The following is a 19,092-nucleotide window of genomic DNA, read 5'->3' as shown; positions in this document are numbered from 1 at the left end:
ATGTAAAGAATTAGATTATTAAATGGATGATACAACCAAATTAATTGACATTAACAGCAAGTTAGCCTAATACACTGGATTAATATTTTTCTTTTGGTAAGATGGTATGAAGGTCTCATGTTCTGAGGTCTATACGAATAACAAGGAGGAAAACAAGATGATCAATAGAAATATGCGAATCAACGTGGAGAACAAGGCTTGTATAGGGGGTGAAATTTATTATGAACCATAGGACTTCCCGCCAAAATTGCAGAGAGAAGCTGGTAAGCCAGCTATTTACATTGGGTGAAGAGAAAAGGACATTTCTCGACGCTTATTTTGACGTGCGCGATCCGCAGCGAATACAGTTGGAAAAACAGCTGTTGACATATACGCAGTATGTGGAGAAATTGCTCCTTGGCCCGGATGAAGATCTGGACTCGGTTGTATTGATTGGTAGTCTCATTGAATTTGAATACATCGATTTTCACACATCGGATTCGTTCGTGATAGTCATGCCTGATGATACTGATCCTGATAAGGGGCGTATTTCCTTTCTCTCCCCAGTAGGAAGTCAATTATTGCTAGGCAGTAAAGGGGAAGTCCGGTCCGTTCAGACGCCATCAGGCTCCATGCGGATACGCATCACGGGAATTGAGCTGCAGAGCAAAGCTATGAACGAATCGACTCTGGGGGGTGCAGATCATGCACTTTAAGGAGACCGATTTACCGGGAATTGGACGTAAATACTGGCTGCATACCCGTAGTGGCGAGCATCTGGTCATTGTAATTCATAACGACGAGCGACGGGACCTGTTTCACATGGAGGCAGGGGATACGCCTGAAGAGCTGGGGGATATGGTATCTCTGGTTACCCTGGACGATGATGAAGCGCGGGCGGTAGCCGCTATTGTCGGTGGTATGACCTACAAACCGAAATTTCAGAATGAGCGGGAAGTCATGCTCGAAGGGCTGTTAATCGAATGGCTTCGAATCGAGCCTCACGCGGCAAGTATAGGTATGACCATTGGTGAACTGGATATCCGGCAGGCAACAGGTGCCGTTATTTTGGCTGTTGTGACCAAGGACAAGGAGAAGCAATTCAATCCAGGTCCAGACTATGTTTTTACCGCTGGAGCTACAATTGTGGTCGCAGGTGAACGGGATCAGCTCAAACAGCTCAAACAATTGTTAACTGATGGACGGACATAGCCTATGGATATGCTCATATTCGAAGTGGGAATTGCCGTTGCGCTGATTACACTTACGGGGCTGATATCTTCACGATTACGATTTTCGGTCATTCCATTTTATATACTGATTGGTATGGCTGTTGGACCACATGCACCACAGATTGGCATTGTGGATTTACGTTTTATCGAAAGTTCGACCTTTATTGAATTTATGGGCAGGCTGGGCATTTTGTTTTTGCTATTTTACCTGGGTTTGGAGTTCTCAGTCTCCCGGTTACTGAAGTCTGGTAAAGCCATTCTAACCGGGGGAATGTTCTATGTAGGGCTTAACTTTGTCTCTGGTCTGTTACTGGGCTGGTTCATGAATCTGCCGCTTCAGGAGACACTCGTTGTCTGCGGGATCATGACCAGTTCTTCTACAGCCATCGTCGCTAAAGTGCTCGTTGACCTGAAGCGCACGGCGAACCCGGAGACAGAAATTATTATGGGTATGATCATGTTTGATGACTTGTTCATCGCGATTCATATCTCCATCCTGACCGGACTTGTGCTTAGCGGGGCAACTTCATTCTTAAGTGTCCTGTTGGTATCGCTGTCTGCTCTGCTGTTCATTGTGCTGTTCCTGATCATCGGCAGGAAAAGCATCAAATATATTGATAAGGCACTGAACATTAAATCGTCAGAGCTATTTCTGCTAACTGTCATGACACTGCTCTTCCTGGTGGCGGGCTTCTCGGAGACACTTCATGTAGCGGAAGCAATTGGAGCCTTAATGATGGGACTTGTGCTGGGCGAATCAAGGCATGTCAGCCGAATTGAGCATCAGATCATGCCTTTCAAAGACTTTTTTGGTGCTATATTCTTCTTTAGCTTTGGACTGACCATTGAGCCGTCGTCACTCGGCGGAGCTGTCGGCATGACAATTATTGCAGTGATTCTGACGATTGCCAGTAACTATGGTGCAGGTATGATCGCTGGCAGATTGGCTGGAATGAGCCCAAAGGCTTCACTGAATGTAGGCTTTACCCTGGTATCCCGGGGCGAATTCTCTATTATTATGGCTAACATCGGCAAGGCGGGGGGACTGATGGCCTCCATCCAATCGTTTGCCGTATTATATGTGTTAATCTTGGCTGTGCTGGGGCCTATCCTGACCAAAGAATCTCCGCGGATCTATGCACAATATGAGCGTCTAAGGAAGCGGATGAAACGAAGGGAAACGGGGTGAGCCGAACGCCGGCTTTCACGGGACAGACTAAGAATCCCGACCGTAGTGTTTAATAAGCGTCACACCATTTGGAGAGAGAAATCACTCCGGGGTGTGGCGTTTTTTATTATTGAAACCGATACAATACCGCCTTGTTATTATGTGCATCCACCAATTTATGGTATGTATCCATATCTTGTGCGTGGTCGTGAATGTTCAAGTCCGGAGACGGGACTTTGGATGTGATTTGGTAGGCATGGATTGAAAATAAACAGTTATTATGTAAAATAATGTTATATTAAAATCTAGTAGTTGAACTAACCCTTTACACAAGAACGTAGAGGGCAGAAGAAACCTGAAGAAGCGGAGCGTTCGCCTTTATCACCAGATTTTCACCTTTGTAAAATTGAATCAAAAAATCTGGGGATAACAGTGATCGGAAGGTTGTTCTGTCATTGGAGTGGAGGTGTAAATATTTTTTAGTTCAACTTATGTTTCAATGTAACAGAAGGTAGAACGGACGAGGAGGAATAGTTCATGAATAAGAAAAGTAGATTTCAACGGTTAAAATGGGCAGGTACAGGGATGTTGCTCAGTCTCGTATTATTTGCTCTGCCTGCATCAGCTGCTTGGAACGATACATATCAGGGGTATGCGACGTACACAGGTTCAGGTTACTCGGGAGGTGCGGTGTTGCTTGATCCCATCCCGGCAGACATGAAGATTACTGCACTCAATCCGTTCCAGCTCAATTATAACAGGGTTAAAGCTGCCTTGGCGGGAGCCTATCTCGAAGTACAGGGACCCAAGGGCAAAACAACGGTCTATGTAACAGATCTGTATCCTGAGGGTGCTAGTGGGGCACTGGATCTTTCACCGAATGCCTTTAAGCTGATCGGTGACCCGAAGGCAGGCAAAATCAATATCAGCTGGAAAGTGGTCAAAGCACCAATTCAAGGCAATGTCTCCTATCGGATCAAGGAAGGCAGCAGTCAGTGGTGGGCAGCCATTCAGGTCCGCAACCATAAGTATCCAGTGCTGAAGTTCGAAGTGAAACAAAAGGATGGCACGTGGCTCAATCTCGAAAAACAAGATTATAATCATTTCCTCGGAACCGGACTGGGCAAAGAAAAACTGAACGTTCGCATTACCGATATTCGCGGTCAAGTATTGAATGACACGATTCCAGCTCTTCCTAATGATGGGTCAGGCGAGGCATATATCGTACCGGGCAATGTACAGTTTCCGGATTGACAGATATATGAAGTTGTTATAAAAAGAAGTATGGTTCAGCGTGTATATCATGCAAAGGAATACGCAACGAATCGGCAATCTGCTGTCGGTCCACGATCTCCCCAAACTTCGGTAATGTCTGTGACAGATAGACTTCACCATTGACCTCGATAACGACCTCAAGAATTCCGGCCAGTGTCTCCAGTGTATATGTACCAACCTCAATAATGTGCTGTGTCTTCATTAGATAAAATAAAGCAATCGTGGCATGTCCACATAGATCGACTTCATCACTTGGGGTGAAGTAACGTACTTTGAAATCAGCCTGATCCGATGGCATAACAAACGCTGTCTCTGAAAAACCGACTTGTCTGGCAACCTCTTGCATCTGGGATTCAGATAAATGTGCTGCTTGTAACACATTCTTGAATGAATAGGTCAAGTGACCTCCGGGAAAGGGTAATGATAGAGGAGAGCATAACGATAATCCAATGGAAGGGCTGGGATCTCTAATGAAAGCAATTGTGATTGAGGAATTTGGTGGAGCGGAGCAATTGAAGGAAAAGGAAGTAGCCAAGCCAGCATGTGGAGTGAATCAGGTGCTAATCCGAACGCATGCCACGTCGGTGAATCCGGTGGACTTCAAAATCAGACAAGGACATATGAAAGAGGCGGCAGAGAACTTTCCTTTAATTCTGGGCGGTGATGTGGCTGGTACTGTAACTGAAGCAGGCTCGAATGTTACGCGATTCAGAGAGGGAGATCGGGTATTTGCACGCCCGCGTCAATTCGGAACTTATGCTGAATATGTTGCTGTCGATGCGGACATTATTGCACGTATACCGGAGAACCTGAGCTTCGAGGAAGCAGCGGCTATTCCCTTGGCTGCGATGACAGCCTGGCAAGCGCTTGTAGTTCATGGACGATTAGCCAAAGGGCAGAAGGTACTCATTCATGCGGGTGCCGGTGGTGTGGGAACATATGCGATTCAGATTGCCAAGTCCCTCGGCGCTGAAGTGGCTTCCACAGCGAGCGAATCCAACAAAGAATTGCTTCGCTCGTTGGGGGTGGATCATTTTATCAATTATAAAAAAGAAGATTTCTCGGAGATTCTCTCCGGTTATGATGTGGTACTGGACACGATGGGCGGGGATATTCAGCGCGACAGCTTCAAGGTGTTGAAGTCTGGTGGCCATCTGGTATCCCTGGTGGAGCAACCAGATGAGAAGCTTGCCAAGGAGGCCGGAGTAACGGCCAATGTATTCATGATGGAGCCCAAAGGGGATCAACTGGATCAATTGGCTGAACTGGCCGCGGAAGGCAAGCTCAAATCGGTTATTGATGGAACATATCCGCTAAGTGAAAAGGGAGTGCGTGAAGCACACGAGAAAAGTGAAACTCATCATGCCCGTGGCAAACTGGTTATTCGGGTTGAATAGAGTTCATTAACTCGTAGAAGTAGTTTGACTCATGAGTCCGATACAGATTGAACCAGGCATGTAAGGTTTCTGGTGCAAAGACATCCAACAACTTCAACACGTGCATCGCAAATTCTAACGGAGCTATTCCTGATGCAGTAACTACATTTCCGTCGGTTACTGCAGGCTCCGTTACATAATATTTTTCTCCAGTATAATCTGGGCATATCATCTTCAGGTATTCTAAATCATTGCTTGTATGCTGTCTGGAATCCAGCATCCCTATTTTTGCAAGTGCAAAAGTGGCACCACAAATGGCTGCAATAACCGTCCCTTTTTCTACAGAGGCAGCAACTTTTTTCAATAGAGGATCATGGATGGTGTCCAGCCAGGTGTTTCCTCCTGGAAGAATGATGACATCATTACTGTTCAATTCACACTCATCAATAGAAATATTAGGAAGGATATTCAATCCTCCCATGGTAGTTACCGGATGTTTATCTACGCCTACCGTTACGACCTGTAAAGGCTCGATCTCTTTCCTGAAATATCTTCCTGAGTTCAGTTCAGCAGTTAGATATCCTATCTCCCAATCTGCCATCGTATCGAATACATATAGATATACGTTCTTCGTTTGCATCATACACTCTCCTTCTGTTATTCATGATTGAATGGATTACTCTCTTATTATAAAAAAACTTCACTGACAACTACGGTCAGTAAAGTTTTAAACTTGATAATAGTCAATGAGGTCGTATAGAACTTCAACCAGTTTGTGCTTCAAACTGAGGGGTTCTAGGACTTGAACAGACCTGCCATAGGGCAAAAGCAAGCTCGGGACGTATTTATGCATATGTTCTTGATCTATTAAAAATATAGCTTCCTTAGAAGTCCGTTCTTGGAGATGATTTCCCAAAAACCAATGTTGGCATAGGCTATCGAGCGTACTTGTTTTACCTGCCAGAACCATAGAAATAAATGATTCCGAATGGTCTGCTTCTGGAAGCAGGTTACTAGTAAAAAATTCACTTGCCGAAAAATGCGGCGGAGGGTTGAACGTTATTTCTGTCTGGTGAATACGGATGATTCGCTCCACCCTAAAACTGCGAATTTCATTCCGCAAATGACAAAAGGCTATAACATACCAGTTAGTATTCCAGTAGATCATTCCGTAGGGGTCGACAATTCTACGTTTGGGTTGCTCTTCATGACTGGTGTGGTAATCCACTTCTACAGACAATTTGTTTAACACGCTTTGCTCCAATTTTCTCAATATGGGCACTATAGTTGGTTTTTCAAGGGGGCCTATGACTTCAATCCCTTCGAAATGTTGCTTAATCATGCTTTCCTGTTCTTGATTTGAGTGCATCATAAGCTTTGAAGTTGCGCTATCTAACGCCTCCCCTAAAAAATATCCAGCTTCTTTTGCGAAAACAGCGGCATGAAGTAATGTTGTTTTCTCCTCTACATCAAAAAGAAGAGGACTCTTAATAAAATGATTCAACAGAGTATACCCTCCATGATGACCCGTGTCGGATATAATCGGTACACCACTAGCACAAAGTGAATCAATATAACGGTAAACTGTTCGTATGTTGATTTCTAATTTTTCAGATATTTGTTTTGCCGTAATTTTTCTGCCTGAATTCAGCATCCATAGGATTGCCATCATGTTATCCAGTCTAGACATTAGTTTCACCTCAGAGATTACTATAACATTCATTCCGAAATTTGGGTCTGGGTTGGAAGAATTAAGAGTGCCTGCTCCCCAATTCTAGTGCAATAAGATATAATAGGAGAAATTTATTCCATTCTGTGCATGAGGTGATAGAAGGATGTCCAACGAACTCATTGAAGCCATTCAATTGTTAAAAGAAAAGAAGTGGGTGGATCTGACCCATACTTTTGGACCGGATTCTCCACATTTTTCAGCTTTTGATGCAGCAAAATTCGATACATTGTTTGATCATGATCAAGGTTTCTTTGCCCAGAGCTTTAAGTTCCCCGGTCAATACGGCACACATCTCGATGCACCGATCCACTTTGTACGTGATACCCGGTACCTTGATGAGTTGGACTTGAAAGAGCTCGTATTGCCGCTTGTAGTCATTGACCAGTCCGCTGAAGTGGCAAATAACCCGGATTTCACACTGGGTGTGGAGCACATTCTTGAATTTGAAAGAGAATATGGCGTGATTGAAGCTGGAAGCTTCGTAGCCTTACGTACGGATTGGAGCAAACGTTGGCCGAGACATGAAGCATTTGATAACAAGGATGATGAGGGCAACAGTCATGCACCCGGATGGTCGGTTAGTGCACTTATGTTTTTATTTGAGGAAAGAAAGATCAAGGCCATTGGGCACGAAACCTTTGACACAGATTCAGCCGTGGATTATCAGAAGAATGGAGCACTTCTGGCAGAGTATTATGTACTTGCCCAGGATACATATCAGGTCGAACTATTAACGAACCTGGATCAGGTGCCGGCCAAAGGCGCAGTCATCTTCAACATAGTACCCAAGGCGGAGAAAGCTTCTGGTTTTCCAGTCCGATCTTTTGCCATTTTGCCGTAAAACGAGATTAGATCAAAAGCTGAAATAGATAATCACATAAATCAGACACTAACGAAGTCTAAATGATTCACATATGTAAATAGCAAGGGAGGCGTATTCCGCCTCCTTTTTATGTTGTTACTTTTGATCCGAGTAGGGATCTTGATTAAATCTTTGAGAGATTTTCTTCTCCATTTTCTTACGTCGTATCCAGCGCTTCAGCAAGCCCTCTTCTTTGCGTTCTTGCAGTGTTTCCTTCAATCCTTGAATCATAAATTCAGATCTTCGTCTGTCATCCCGACTAATCTCGCGTAATTCCTTAATAAATTTGTCGTCCATATCTGCCTCTCGCTTGTTCAGGATAATTCCATTATACCGAACGTACGTTCTTTTATCAAGTTTTACCATGTTGATGGTTTGAGAATAACTCTCCATGAATGTATAAAGAACGAGAGAACGGAAGGAGCAATTCATGATGAAGTGGAGTATAGGCAGGTGTTACCAGTTTTTTGTTTCCGGGAATTATCCTATTGCTTGTTCTTGGCGTGATGCCTCTAGTGATTGGTATTTCGCTCATGCGCTACGTTCATTGGGAACGGGGTGAGACACTTAATCTCTATTCTGACCGCTACTGGGCTTGGACATTTTCTTTGTACACGGGTTTTGCTCTTATCATCTGGATTTTGGTGCAGGTGTACTGGATTCAGGATGTTTCCATCATTAATCATATTGACAAAAATACATCATCCTCGCATACTTACGATATACACTTTATAAAGTTTGTTTATTAAGTTAAAAGGAAATGGAGTCAAACTCATAAGCTATCAGATAGTCGTCGCATATGATGGCAACCGCGTTGCTTCTCCACTGGCTTGCAGAAGCGACCAACTGCAAAATTAAGATCCGCAGGAAGCAGGGAGGTGAGTATGGATGGTCTACGTTATTATGGCAGTTATCATTTGGGCAGGTACCTATGCAAGTATAGCCTTGTCCAAGCAACCGATAGAAGTGCAGCCTGTGAAGTCGATGGATGATTTGTTTGAGTGAACCAAGCAGCTCTGCCGATTTCGATCCTTTGCCAGCACGATGGAACTCATGTGTTCGAGTAAAGTATTATGTTATGATATGGAGTAAAATTACATGCATACCATTGCTTTGGCTCAACTGAACCAGAGTAGAAACGAGAGGGTTATGAAAAAAGCCAACGCTACAATGATGAAATACATCAATTTAAATAATGTGCGTGAAGTCATGCAGCAGATTGAGACGGCGACCAAACCGCAATTAGCTTCACTAACCAATCTTAGTGTGGTTACCATTAATGCGCTGATTCAGGAATTATGTGATGGCGGAGAGTTGTTCCAGGATAAAGTGGTTCCGTCTAACGGTGGTCGTCCTGCTCAGGCATATCGATATAATTATAACTTCAAGCTTGCTCTTGTTCTTTACATCAAAGAGATGAAAGGTCAGGAGTTAATTTCGGCAACGATCATGAATCTGGAGAATAAGGTTGTGTTGAAGGAAGAGAGTATCTTGCCTGCTTTCGATAAACAGCATGTGCTGCAACTTATCGCGCGTTTCATTGCGGAGTATCCGTCCATTGATATGATCGGCATCGGTATTCCGGGGCAAGCCGTAGATGGAGACATCACGGTGAGCAGTCATGAAGAGCTTATCCATTCACATCTGATAAGGGAGATCGAAAGCGAGTTCCAACTGAAAGTTCTCGTGGAAAATGATGTTAATGCAGCGATTAGCGGATACTGTACTCAGCATGCTGATATGAAGGAACAGAATGTAGCCGGAATTTATTTTCCAAACCGATATCCTCCGGGTATGGGTATGATGTTGAATGGACAGATGATCCGCGGGAAAAACGGGATGTTTGGTGAGATCAAGTATCTTCCTAATTCACCTGATTGGCAACGTGAAATGAGCAAAGATGATTTTGTAGTGCAGGTATGTAAAATCCTGCAAACGATTAATGCTGTCGTTGCCCCGCACCAGATTGTCATTTATCAGGAACGGGTGGAGCGAGAAGAGCTGGACTTGGCATGGAAACAGTACGGGAAGGATCATCCCATGCCGTCGTTGCCCGAGATCGTACATCAGGACTCGTTTCAACATGATTTCGATGCTGGGTTACGAGAAATGGTTCTTCAAGCGTTGAAGTCAGGCATTCTATCAAACGCCTTATGACCCACAGTTCATGTCGGTGGATTTAATTCTACAAATTGCAGGAACAAGCGTAGAGGAGGATTCATGATGGGTGAAGAAGAGAGAATCATGAAGGGCATGTTGTTCAGTCCAAGTGATCCGGAATTAAAGATCATCAAAAGGCGGGCCCATAATCTCAGTCAGCGTTACAGTCAGACCTTTGAAGAACAGACTGAGGAAAGGGATCAGATATTGCAACAGCTACTGGGGGAGATTGGAGAAGGCGGATTTATGCAAGGACCCATCTTCTTTCATTATGGTGTGCACACTCGGATAGGTCATCATTTCTTTGGCAATTACAATCTGACGATACAAGATGACGCTCAAGTGACGATCGGGGACTATACCAGTTTTGGGCCAAACGTTACGATTGTTACTCCTGTTCACCCCCTCATTGCCAGCGAGCGGAGACAGATGGTGGACCAGAACGGTGATGTGAAGTCACTATGTTATGCCAAACCTGTCACGATTGGAAACGATGTATGGATCTCGGCAAACGTCACAGTGTGCGGGGGAGTAACGATTGGAGATGGATGTGTCATTGGAGCAGGTAGTGTGGTGACTCGTGATATTCCACCGCATTCTTTTGCAGCAGGCGTACCGTGCAGAGTTATTCGCAAAATTACTGAAGCGGACAGCATGCGAAATTACCCCGATGTTCTGGCAGATTGCCGTGTGCTGGAAGAATAAAAAGGCTGTCACCAGGATCTGCAGATGATCTAGTGACAGCTTTTTGTTGTTGTACGCTTATTTGGAGGCGTTATAGTTACTCAAGAGTTCTTTTACTTTTGCAGGATCAGCTTTCAATTCATTCCCGGTCTGAACGAGCGGGCTTACTGTGGAGTATGCTTTGAGTTTGTTGTTCTTGTAGAAACTCAAAATCTCATCCTGATTAATGGAGTACAGCACGGCTTTTCTCAGGTCACTGCTCTTGGCAACTTCACGATTGGCCGTGTTGAACAACAGATAGGAGACAGCGTTACTTGGCAGACTTTGCAGTTTCAGTTTGCTGTCATTTTCGATGATGTCATACTTGGTTTCAGGTACACCGTAGTATAAGTGGATTTCACTGCTGCGAAGAGCAGAGAGGGCGCTGTCTGCATCCGCGATGAATCGGACGTTAACCTGAGCAATTTTTGGTTCATCTTCCGTGCCTTTACGGTAGGCCGGATTTTTTAAGAATACACCTTCATAGTCATTTTTATAAGACAAAATATAAGGTCCGCTAGTATAAAGGGTGTTATTGTATGCTGCGCCTTCAGTCACCGTGTTCTGATCACCGTAAGGAATATCTTTGTTGACGTCAAAGGAAGCTACATCATATGTGTTGATGCTCTCCACCTGTTTTTTGGACACGATGCCAGCAGATTGGTGGGCCAAGTAGTTCAGTACTTGCGGGAAAGGTTCAGTTGTTGTCAGTTTAACCACCTGATATTTACCTGCACTATTATCTGCTTTGGTTTTGTCAGTCACGAGTTCTGTAATTTTGGTGCCCAATCCTTGTTCCAATGCTTCCAGAATGGTGCCGTTGCCGCTGGATTGTTTAACAGATTGCAATGCACTCAGATCCGTTACAACCTCAGCTTCTTTGATGTGTTCATGCAGAGTGTATGTCCGGTGATCCGGAACGGAATCTTTGTTTTTAGCACGATCCAGGGAGAAGATGACATCATCTGCACCCACACGTTCTCCTGTGTCTACAGCTTTTTTGTTATCAATCTTCGCAAAGTTGATATCGTCTCTGAGAATGAAGTAGTAGTCGGAATTTCCTTCAGCAATACTGAAGTTATGGGACAGTGATCCATCTGCTGTCAGCTGATCGTCATCCGTCAAGTTAACGAGACGTACATACATATTGGTATTCAACTGGTTGATGGAGCCGTCATTTCCTTTGATGGGATCAAGGGAAGTCAGTACGGATGCACTTTGCGTCAGAATCAACGGGTCTGTGGCATTTTTGGAGCTGTCGTTGAATTCAATCGGTTCCCAAGCCATGGCGCGGGATTTGGAGAGACGAACCGTGTCGACATTCAGAATGTCTTTGTTCACAGCCTGACTTTTCAGGGAAATGTACAAAGGAGCGATATAAGCCTGGTCAGTTACCAAGCGATCTTCCAATTGTTTGTAAGTGTCCTTATATTGATCTGGCGTTTGGGTAGCTGCCTGATCGATGAGTTTATCAATCTCCCCATCGGCGAGGATACTGTAATCTCCACCTGTTTTGAAAAGGGAACGTACCGCATAATCGGGATTTCCCGTTACCGTTGTCCAGCTGGACAAGGCAATGTCATAATTCCCTGCATCCTGCTGGGATTTGAAGCTGCCGTAATCCGGCTGCAGGTTCAGCTTCACATTGAAGCCGTTTTTGGTCAGCTGGTCGCGGACAATGTTTACATCATTTTCGGAAGAACTCATGGCGAGCAGTTCAATGTCTGCCGGTTTTTGTGCAGTCTCTGTTGTGTCCGCTGGTGCGGTTTCCGCCTGGGATTCCGTCTTGGTTTTTACGCTGCAACCAGATATCACAATGACGAGAATTAATAGCAATGAGATCAGTGTACGTTTTTTCATGGGATTACCCTCCATATCTTGAATGTGTGATGTGTGAATTCTTTTTTCTGTATCAGTTCAACGAATCGTTTATGCTTTCTCCAGCTTGGGATCAAGCGCATCACGCAGGCCGTCACCGAGAAAGTTAAAAGAAAGAACCAGTAGAATAATAGCCAAGCCTGGATAAATCGCCAGATAAGAGTGGGTCTCCAGATATGTACTGCCGAGCTTCAGAATGTTACCCCATTCCGGAATATGTGGCTCTACGCCGAGTCCCAGATAACTCAAACTGCTGGTAGCGATAACCGCTCCACCGATCGTGAGTGTGGATTTGATAATCATGGGCGCAAGTGAGTTCGGAATAATGTGTTTGAAAATAATAGTACGATTGTTGTACCCCAGTGCACGTGCAGCTTCCACGAATTCAAAAGTAGATACATAGAGTACACTGGCTCTCATGGTACGGGCATAAGTTGGAATTGATCCAAGACTTAGCGCCAGAATGAGATTGACCGTATTGGCTCCAAACGCCGCAATAATCGCAATGGCGAGCAGAATACCCGGAATGGCATAGAGAATATCGAGCAGCCGCATGATGATGTTATCCGTATGTCTTCCGTAGAAGCCGGAGAATGCTCCGAGGACTCCGCCGATCAACACAGGAATGATGGTCGACATGCAACCTACGATCAAGGAGATCCGGGCACCGAATACAATCCGGGAAAATAAACATCGTCCGAAGTCATCCGTTCCCAAGGGGTACGCCAGGGAAGGAGGTTGAAGCAGAGCGGAGTAGTTGTTTTCCACAGCCATGCTGTAATCAAAGGTAAAGAAGCTGCAAATCGATATCGAGAACAGAAAAATGATGAAAAACAAACCGGACATCGCAGTCATATTCGGAGCAAGACGCTCCCACAGATCGTTCCAGAAGTTTGATTTTTGTTTCCCCTGTCTGCGAATTCGTCCAATAATGGAAATGCCGAGCAATAGTGCAAATACATTACCTGTGATCGAGGTCAGAATCAGTACTGCACTGACACCTATCATCCAGCGAGGGAGGATAGAGGTCGCGTTATATCGGGATACGATAATCAGTACGACCAGGTCAATGACCAGAATAAATATCAGCACCGCCATGGCCGGCAGAAAGTTGTCAGCCACATAGGGTTTGAAAACATTTAACGCGGATACACCGATCACGAACAACTGGGTTAACAGCATATACACCGCAAAGGTATACTCCACATTTCTAGCTTTTCGAATCAGATGAAAGGCTGCCGTTACGATAAATATATTGCCTGAAATGATAGCAAGCAGTTGAACCCAGGCGATCCTGCGGGTCAGAGTAGAGATCGTACCCGTACGAATCAAGTCTTTCCGAATCCGAAGGGTGATGACACTTTGGACCAGTGTGAAGAATACATAGATCCCAAGTATCGTTAGAAGAAATGGTTTGAACGCCTGCTCGCTCCAGTCATAACTGTTGAACAGCAATAATGCAGTCAAGAGAAGGGACGTGATCCAGGCAAAGCTTGCCTGACTGTATTCTCGAGAAGACTTAAGCCGGAAACGCATTTCTTGTGTTAAGGATGAGTTTGTCATAGTACACCTGCTTTAAGAGGTAGTTCAACACACACTTTAATATTGTTTCATCTTGGAGCGCACTCTTGGATCAATAAAAGCGTACAACAGATCAACCGCTACATTGATAATGGAGATTGTAATCGCTGTGTATATTACTCCGCCCATGATACTCGGAATATCGGGGATGAATTGCTTATCCACAATGTAACTGCCGAGACCGCTGATATTAAACACTTTCTCCGTTACCGCTGCCCCGCCCAGCATGGCTCCGAATTGAAGTCCAACCACAGTTACGATGGGGATCAATGCATTGCGTACAGCGTGTTTCAGCATGACCTGACGTTCGCTTAACCCCTTGGCGCGGGCGGTCATCACATAATCCTCATGAATGACTTCCAGTGTGGAAGATCGAGTCATCCGTGCCACCGCAGCCGTGAGTCCCGTGCCCAGCACAATGGTTGGCATAATGATCGACAGCCAATTTTGCGGGTTGAAGGTAGCGGGAAGCCACTGCAATTTGATTGAAAAATTCAGAATGAAAATGAGTCCTTGCCAGAAATTCGGGATCGATAATCCAATCAGAGCGATAAACATAAACGTATAATCGAACCATGAATTAGGCTTAATCGCTGAGATGATACCGATGGGCAATGCAATGACAAGTGCTAATAACAGGGAGATGACCGCGAGGGTCAGTGTAATCGGAAACTTCCTTGCAATCGTTGCTGTGACATCTTCATTTCCCGCAAAAGACTTGCCAAGATCGAAGAGAGCAACTCCCTTAATATTGTTCCAAAGCTGTGTAAGATAAGGCTGATCCAAGCCATACACCTGATTGAATGCTGCAATCTGTTCTTGCGTTGCTGTCTCTCCGAGAATGTTAGCTGCCGGGTTGAACGGAGACAGATACAAAATCGTAAATACGAGTGTTGCTACACCCAGAATGACGAATACCGTCATCAGTATTCTTTCAAATATGTACTTTAGATAAGGATTTCCATACAAAAACAGGATGCCATACATCAGACAGCCGGGAATAATGGATATCTTGAAAAACCACGGTTTTTCCAAAAGCGAACGGAACGTATCGGACATCGTTAGACGGTGACTTCCCTGTTCCTGAAGTATGCGAGAAGTCCGCTCCCTCAACTCTTTCTGAACCGTCTCTTCCAACCATTCCTCTGTCTGACGTCTGAATTCTTCCTCACTGACCTGTTGCTGGAAGAAACGATGTTTGCGTCGCAGCTGATCTTCCACTTCCAATTTAAGCTTGTTCCGGTAGGAAGATGCGAGCAATTCTTGCTCAGCCGTCTGCCTGGCAGCTACCCAGCCGTCATTTTTTCGATTCGAACGCCATATTAGAAACACGACCAGATTGATCGGTAATCCAAGAATGAACAGAACATATCGGTAGGAAGGATGAAGCAGCATTTTGCCATAAATAAAACTTAAATTGTACACCAACCGCGAGAGTCTGCTGCCTTCTGGAAGATTCAAACCAAGCGTGCCTCCTTTCATTCAGGTTTAAATTGCATTATTCCGATTGATATAGTATATATTATTTAGGGTCTAAACAATTGTCAAGGTAATAATTGTATACATATGTGTATGTGAAAAACGGATGAGAGCTGGTGATAACATGGAACCTTTATTGAAAGTTAACGATCTATCTGTCTCTTTTCATTCTGGAGAGAGTGAGTTTCAGGCAGTGCGAGAAGTGAGTTTTGAAGTGCGCAAAGGCGAGACGCTGGGCATTGTAGGTGAATCGGGCAGTGGAAAGAGTGTGACCGCACGTTCCATTATGAGGCTGCTTGCTTCCCCGCCTTCGCAGATGAAAAATGGAGAGATTCTATTTAAAGGGGTCGATCTGGCGAATAAAACACAGAAAGAGATGGAAAGCATCCGTGGGCGTGATATTGGCATGATCTTTCAAGACCCGATGAGTTCTCTTAATCCGACTATTAAAGTGGGTAAACAGATTTCCGAGAGTCTGATCAAACATCAGAAGGTGTCCAAAAGGGAAGCCAAGAAGCAGGCTATTGCCATGATGGAACGGGTGGGGATAACTCGGAGTGAAATACGCTACAACCAATATCCGCATGAATTCTCCGGAGGCATGCGCCAACGGGTCATGATCGGTATTGCACTTGCTTGTCGCCCAGAATTGCTCATTGCCGATGAGCCGACAACCGCACTTGACGTTACCATTCAGGCTCAGATTCTGAATTTGATGAAAGATATGCAGGACCAACTGGGTACATCGATTATTCTGATCACACATGATCTGGGTGTGGTGGCAGGCATGTGTGATCGGGTTGTTGTTATGAAGGAAGGACAGATCGTGGAGACCGGAACAACAACAGAGATTTTTGCTAACCCCAAACATCCGTATACCATCAGACTTCTGAATGCATTACCACGTCTGGATCAGAAGAAAAAGCCGAAACCTGTATCATTAGTCCCGAGAGATCTGGAAGATGACCAGCCGTTGCTTGAGGTGAAATCGCTCAGACAACATTTTAATCTGGGGAAAGGCAACACCTTAAAGGCCGTGAATGATATCAGCTTCCATATTCGTCAAGGAGAGACGCTTGGCGTTGTGGGGGAATCCGGCAGCGGAAAATCAACCACGGGGCGTGCGATTCTGCGCTTGCATGAGCCAACGGGTGGAGATGTACTGTTTAAAGGAGTCCCGCTCAATCGCTTGTCAGCTTCGGAGATGAAAACGATGCGCAGACATATGCAGATCATCTTCCAAGACCCCTATGCATCTCTGAATCCCAAAATGAGGATTATGGATATCATTGGAGAAGCGCTTGATATTCATCAACTTGCAGGTACTGCATCTCAGCGGGAGAAACGAGTGGAGGAATTACTGGAGATGGTAGGTCTCGATCCCACCCATGCGCAGCGTTACCCACATGAATTCTCGGGTGGACAGAGACAACGGATCGGTATTGCACGAGCTCTCGCTGTGGAACCCGAATTCATCGTATGTGATGAGCCATTGTCAGCACTGGATGTATCGATACAGGCTCAGATCGTACAATTGCTTGAAGAATTGCAGCAACGATTGGGCTTGACGTATCTCTTCATCGCCCATGACTTGTCCATGGTTAAACATATCAGTGATCGAGTGGCGGTGATGTATAACGGGAAAATTGTTGAGCTGGCAGAGAGTGAAGAACTCTATTCCAATCCGCAACATGCCTACACCAAGGCATTGCTGTCTGCTATCCCTGTGCCTGATCCGGCCGTAGAAGCGAAGAAAAAGAGACATGTTGTAAAACAAACAACAAGAGAGAATATTGAAGTAGAGGACCGTTATAATCTGGAACATTCCAAGTGGGTAGAAGTCACGGAAGGGCACTGGGTAGCCATATCTAGTTAGTGCAAGACATCCTTTTTCAGTAAAAAAAGAACCCCGATAATGATCTCTATAGATCGTGATCGGGGTTGAGTTATATGTTCTTCGTATAATGGCAGTAATCAAAAGCCATTATTTGAATTGAACCGATTTCTTGATGGTATCAATCTCGGCTTTGGTCGCATCATCCATGTAAGTGAAGATGAAGTTGAAAGCATAGCCTTCAATAATCGTACTATAGTAATCCTGAGTAACCGTTGAACCGTCACCTGCATCCATCGTGATTTGCATCAGATCCATCTCTTTACCACCGATCGTTTCGGTTGTGATCTCTTTGTAATCATAAGGGAATTGGCTGTCGACCATAAATTTTTTAGCTGCTTCCAAATAGTCTTTACCTGTACGAATACCCTGCAGCAGGCTGACTTTTTCGGCAACTGCCGAAGCGGAAGGACTCACTTCCTGACCGCCAAGTGGGAATTTGGAAGCCATCAACAGGTTCAGTGTTTTTGCCTGACCCAGTTCAAGTTGTTTCTTCTTCGTTTCATCATCACCAGCAATCGCTTCGGAAGAAGCACTTGTCAGCTCATTCATGCCTGCAGCATCCTGGAACTCCCATGCTTCCGGGAAGTTCAGAGATACGCCGAAATAGTCATTGGTGTAAGAACCTTTTTCTGTCGTCCCCAGCTCAACGTCTTGGGAATTATCGGTTTCCTTGGACTCTTCGCCAGCTGGCTCTGTGTTCTCTGTATTTTTCGTACTTGCTGTGTCAGCATCGGTGCCAGTTGTTGTTTCTGTCGGAGTAGAATCATCTGTTGCAGCCGTGTTATCTGCTTTGTCACCACAAGCGGCAGCTACCAGCAAAATCATAATGAGCATGGCGAATAAAGAAGCTTTTTTTGGAATTGTCATATTACCCTCCTGAATGTGTGTGTTTGTTTCTCTCTCTACATGTTGTCTGTTTCTTAAATTGTAGCACAAACGTTCTTATATACTACCTATAGGAATCTATAGGGGTCATCTATACATAAGACATTCGGCTGGCAATTGAAACAGCTTCTGTGCTGGATTGCACACCTAATTTGTTAAAAATCACTTTTTTGTGATGATTCACGGTGCATTCCTTGATCTTTAATTTCAAAGCAATGGCTTTTACTGTGAGGCCTCCGGCTATCATCTCCAGAATGGTTAACTGACGCTCGGTGAACTCCACCGCCGGTTTGTCGCACAGTTCACCAGTCTGTTGACTCTGATAACAGTTCTGGATGTACGCTGGAATTAGCTTGGCAATGGCGATCAATTCACCCTGCATATCCGCATTAATGGTGGACACATCCAGATAACCGAAATGTTGTGATCCCATGAACAGAGGTGTGGCGTAACAATGCCAGCTTTGAAAATAAGGACTTTCATGCTGCTCGGGCAGCAGCAGTACAGGCTTATTGTTATCCATCGTTTCTGATATGGCGTTGACTCCACAGCTTTTTGCGGTGAAGATCATACCCGGACTTATAGGGGAATGTTCCACCACAGCTTCAAGATCTGAACTGTAATCCATGGAGAGTAACACACCGTCCTTATCTATGAGTAGAAAAAGATAGGTGCCCGTTAAATTTTCTTTGATATCCGAGATACTGTTCTGGAATGCATGAATCAGGAAATGATTGATTTTGCGAAGCCTGTCCAGACTGGATTTTGGTGAATAGTCGAACGGAGCCGTTCCTGCTACATGCGAGCGAGTAACGGACTCATTGTGCCGTGAGGCAAGTGTAATGGCAGGCATGTGGTTTCCTCC

Annotated in this window: 18 protein-coding genes; 9 read left to right on the top strand and 9 right to left on the bottom strand. The window is 44.8% G+C overall.

Going from position 1 to position 19,092, the window contains the following annotated elements:
• The first annotated feature begins 221 nt into the window (after positions 1-221).
• The 4 genes from M1D71_RS21675 to M1D71_RS21660 all read left to right on the top strand — a co-directional run bounded on the left by M1D71_RS21675 (position 222) and on the right by M1D71_RS21660 (position 3,633).
• Positions 222-695, top strand: a complete 474-nt coding sequence (locus M1D71_RS21675) for a GreA/GreB family elongation factor (protein ID WP_458123619.1) — start codon at positions 222-224, stop codon at positions 693-695.
• Positions 685-1,191: a cation:proton antiporter regulatory subunit gene (locus tag M1D71_RS21670; protein WP_458123618.1), complete on the top strand. Its 507-nt coding sequence runs from the start codon at positions 685-687 to the stop codon at positions 1,189-1,191. Before M1D71_RS21675 ends, M1D71_RS21670 begins: the two co-directional genes overlap by 11 nt.
• 3 nt (positions 1,192-1,194) lie before the next feature.
• Positions 1,195-2,400, top strand: a complete 1,206-nt coding sequence (locus M1D71_RS21665; RefSeq protein WP_145323658.1) for a cation:proton antiporter — start codon at positions 1,195-1,197, stop codon at positions 2,398-2,400.
• A gap of 516 nt (positions 2,401-2,916) precedes the next feature.
• Positions 2,917-3,633 (top strand): expansin EXLX1 family cellulose-binding protein, encoded by a 717-nt coding sequence (locus tag M1D71_RS21660; protein WP_458123617.1) that lies wholly within the window; start codon positions 2,917-2,919, stop codon positions 3,631-3,633.
• 16 nt (positions 3,634-3,649) lie between these two features.
• Here the strand turns inward: M1D71_RS21660 and M1D71_RS21655 are convergent, their stop codons facing one another.
• Positions 3,650-4,054: a PhzF family phenazine biosynthesis protein gene (locus M1D71_RS21655; RefSeq protein WP_458123616.1), complete on the bottom strand. Its 405-nt coding sequence runs from the start codon at positions 4,052-4,054 to the stop codon at positions 3,650-3,652.
• 70 nt (positions 4,055-4,124) lie between these two features.
• Here M1D71_RS21655 and M1D71_RS21650 point away from each other — a divergent pair, with 70 nt between their 5' ends.
• Positions 4,125-5,051, top strand: coding sequence for an NADP-dependent oxidoreductase (locus M1D71_RS21650; RefSeq protein ID WP_458123615.1), 927 nt, complete (start codon positions 4,125-4,127; stop codon positions 5,049-5,051).
• Here the strand turns inward: M1D71_RS21650 and M1D71_RS21645 are convergent.
• A complete protein-coding gene (locus tag M1D71_RS21645) occupies positions 5,035-5,670 on the bottom strand; it encodes a type 1 glutamine amidotransferase family protein (RefSeq protein WP_458127321.1) in 636 nt (211 codons plus the stop codon). The genes M1D71_RS21650 and M1D71_RS21645 overlap by 17 nt on opposite strands.
• Positions 5,671-5,757: 87 nt before the next feature.
• A complete protein-coding gene (locus M1D71_RS21640) occupies positions 5,758-6,720 on the bottom strand; it encodes a helix-turn-helix transcriptional regulator (RefSeq protein WP_458123614.1) in 963 nt (320 codons plus the stop codon).
• Positions 6,721-6,865: 145 nt separating this feature from the next.
• Here M1D71_RS21640 and M1D71_RS21635 point away from each other — a divergent pair, with 145 nt between their 5' ends.
• Entirely contained in the window at positions 6,866-7,603 is a 738-nt protein-coding gene (locus tag M1D71_RS21635; protein WP_458123613.1) for a cyclase family protein, read from the top strand.
• A gap of 117 nt (positions 7,604-7,720) precedes the next feature.
• Here M1D71_RS21635 and M1D71_RS21630 read toward each other — a convergent pair whose 3' ends face one another.
• Positions 7,721-7,921, bottom strand: coding sequence for a hypothetical protein (locus M1D71_RS21630; RefSeq protein ID WP_458123612.1), 201 nt, complete (start codon positions 7,919-7,921; stop codon positions 7,721-7,723).
• 801 nt (positions 7,922-8,722) lie between these two features.
• Between M1D71_RS21630 and M1D71_RS21625 the strand changes: the two genes are divergently transcribed.
• Positions 8,723-9,781, top strand: coding sequence for an ROK family protein (locus M1D71_RS21625; protein WP_458123611.1), 1,059 nt, complete (start codon positions 8,723-8,725; stop codon positions 9,779-9,781).
• Positions 9,782-9,844: 63 nt separating this feature from the next.
• Positions 9,845-10,489 (top strand): sugar O-acetyltransferase, encoded by a 645-nt coding sequence (locus M1D71_RS21620; RefSeq protein WP_458123610.1) that lies wholly within the window; start codon positions 9,845-9,847, stop codon positions 10,487-10,489.
• A gap of 57 nt (positions 10,490-10,546) precedes the next feature.
• Here the strand turns inward: M1D71_RS21620 and M1D71_RS21615 are convergent, their stop codons facing one another.
• From M1D71_RS21615 to M1D71_RS21605, 3 genes are all read right to left on the bottom strand, one after another.
• Positions 10,547-12,367 carry an ABC transporter substrate-binding protein gene (locus M1D71_RS21615; protein WP_458123609.1) on the bottom strand — a complete coding sequence of 607 codons (1,821 nt, stop codon included), beginning with the start codon at positions 12,365-12,367 and terminating at the stop codon, positions 10,547-10,549.
• A 69-nt stretch (positions 12,368-12,436) separates the two neighbouring features.
• Positions 12,437-13,948, bottom strand: a complete 1,512-nt coding sequence (locus M1D71_RS21610) for an ABC transporter permease (protein WP_458123608.1) — start codon at positions 13,946-13,948, stop codon at positions 12,437-12,439.
• 36 nt (positions 13,949-13,984) lie between these two features.
• Positions 13,985-15,427, bottom strand: coding sequence for an ABC transporter permease subunit (locus M1D71_RS21605; RefSeq protein WP_458123607.1), 1,443 nt, complete (start codon positions 15,425-15,427; stop codon positions 13,985-13,987).
• Between the two features lie 142 nt (positions 15,428-15,569).
• On the opposite strand from M1D71_RS21605, the gene M1D71_RS21600 reads away from it, so the two are divergent.
• Complete coding sequence (locus M1D71_RS21600) at positions 15,570-17,321, top strand: ABC transporter ATP-binding protein (protein ID WP_458123606.1); 1,752 nt, start codon at positions 15,570-15,572, stop codon at positions 17,319-17,321.
• A gap of 108 nt (positions 17,322-17,429) precedes the next feature.
• Here the strand turns inward: M1D71_RS21600 and M1D71_RS21595 are convergent, their stop codons facing one another.
• Both M1D71_RS21595 and M1D71_RS21590 read right to left on the bottom strand, forming a co-directional pair.
• The gene (locus tag M1D71_RS21595) at positions 17,430-18,209 is read right to left on the bottom strand and encodes a hypothetical protein (RefSeq protein ID WP_458123605.1); all 780 of its coding nucleotides are present in this window, start codon (positions 18,207-18,209) and stop codon (positions 17,430-17,432) included.
• 109 nt (positions 18,210-18,318) lie between these two features.
• On the bottom strand, positions 18,319-19,080 hold the full coding sequence (locus M1D71_RS21590; protein WP_458123604.1) for a LuxR C-terminal-related transcriptional regulator: 762 nt from the start codon (positions 19,078-19,080) through the stop codon (positions 18,319-18,321).
• Positions 19,081-19,092: the final 12 nt, after the last annotated feature.

It is taken from the genome of Paenibacillus sp. Z3-2, assembly GCF_054161325.1.
This window is presented reverse-complemented; position numbering and strand designations above follow the sequence as displayed.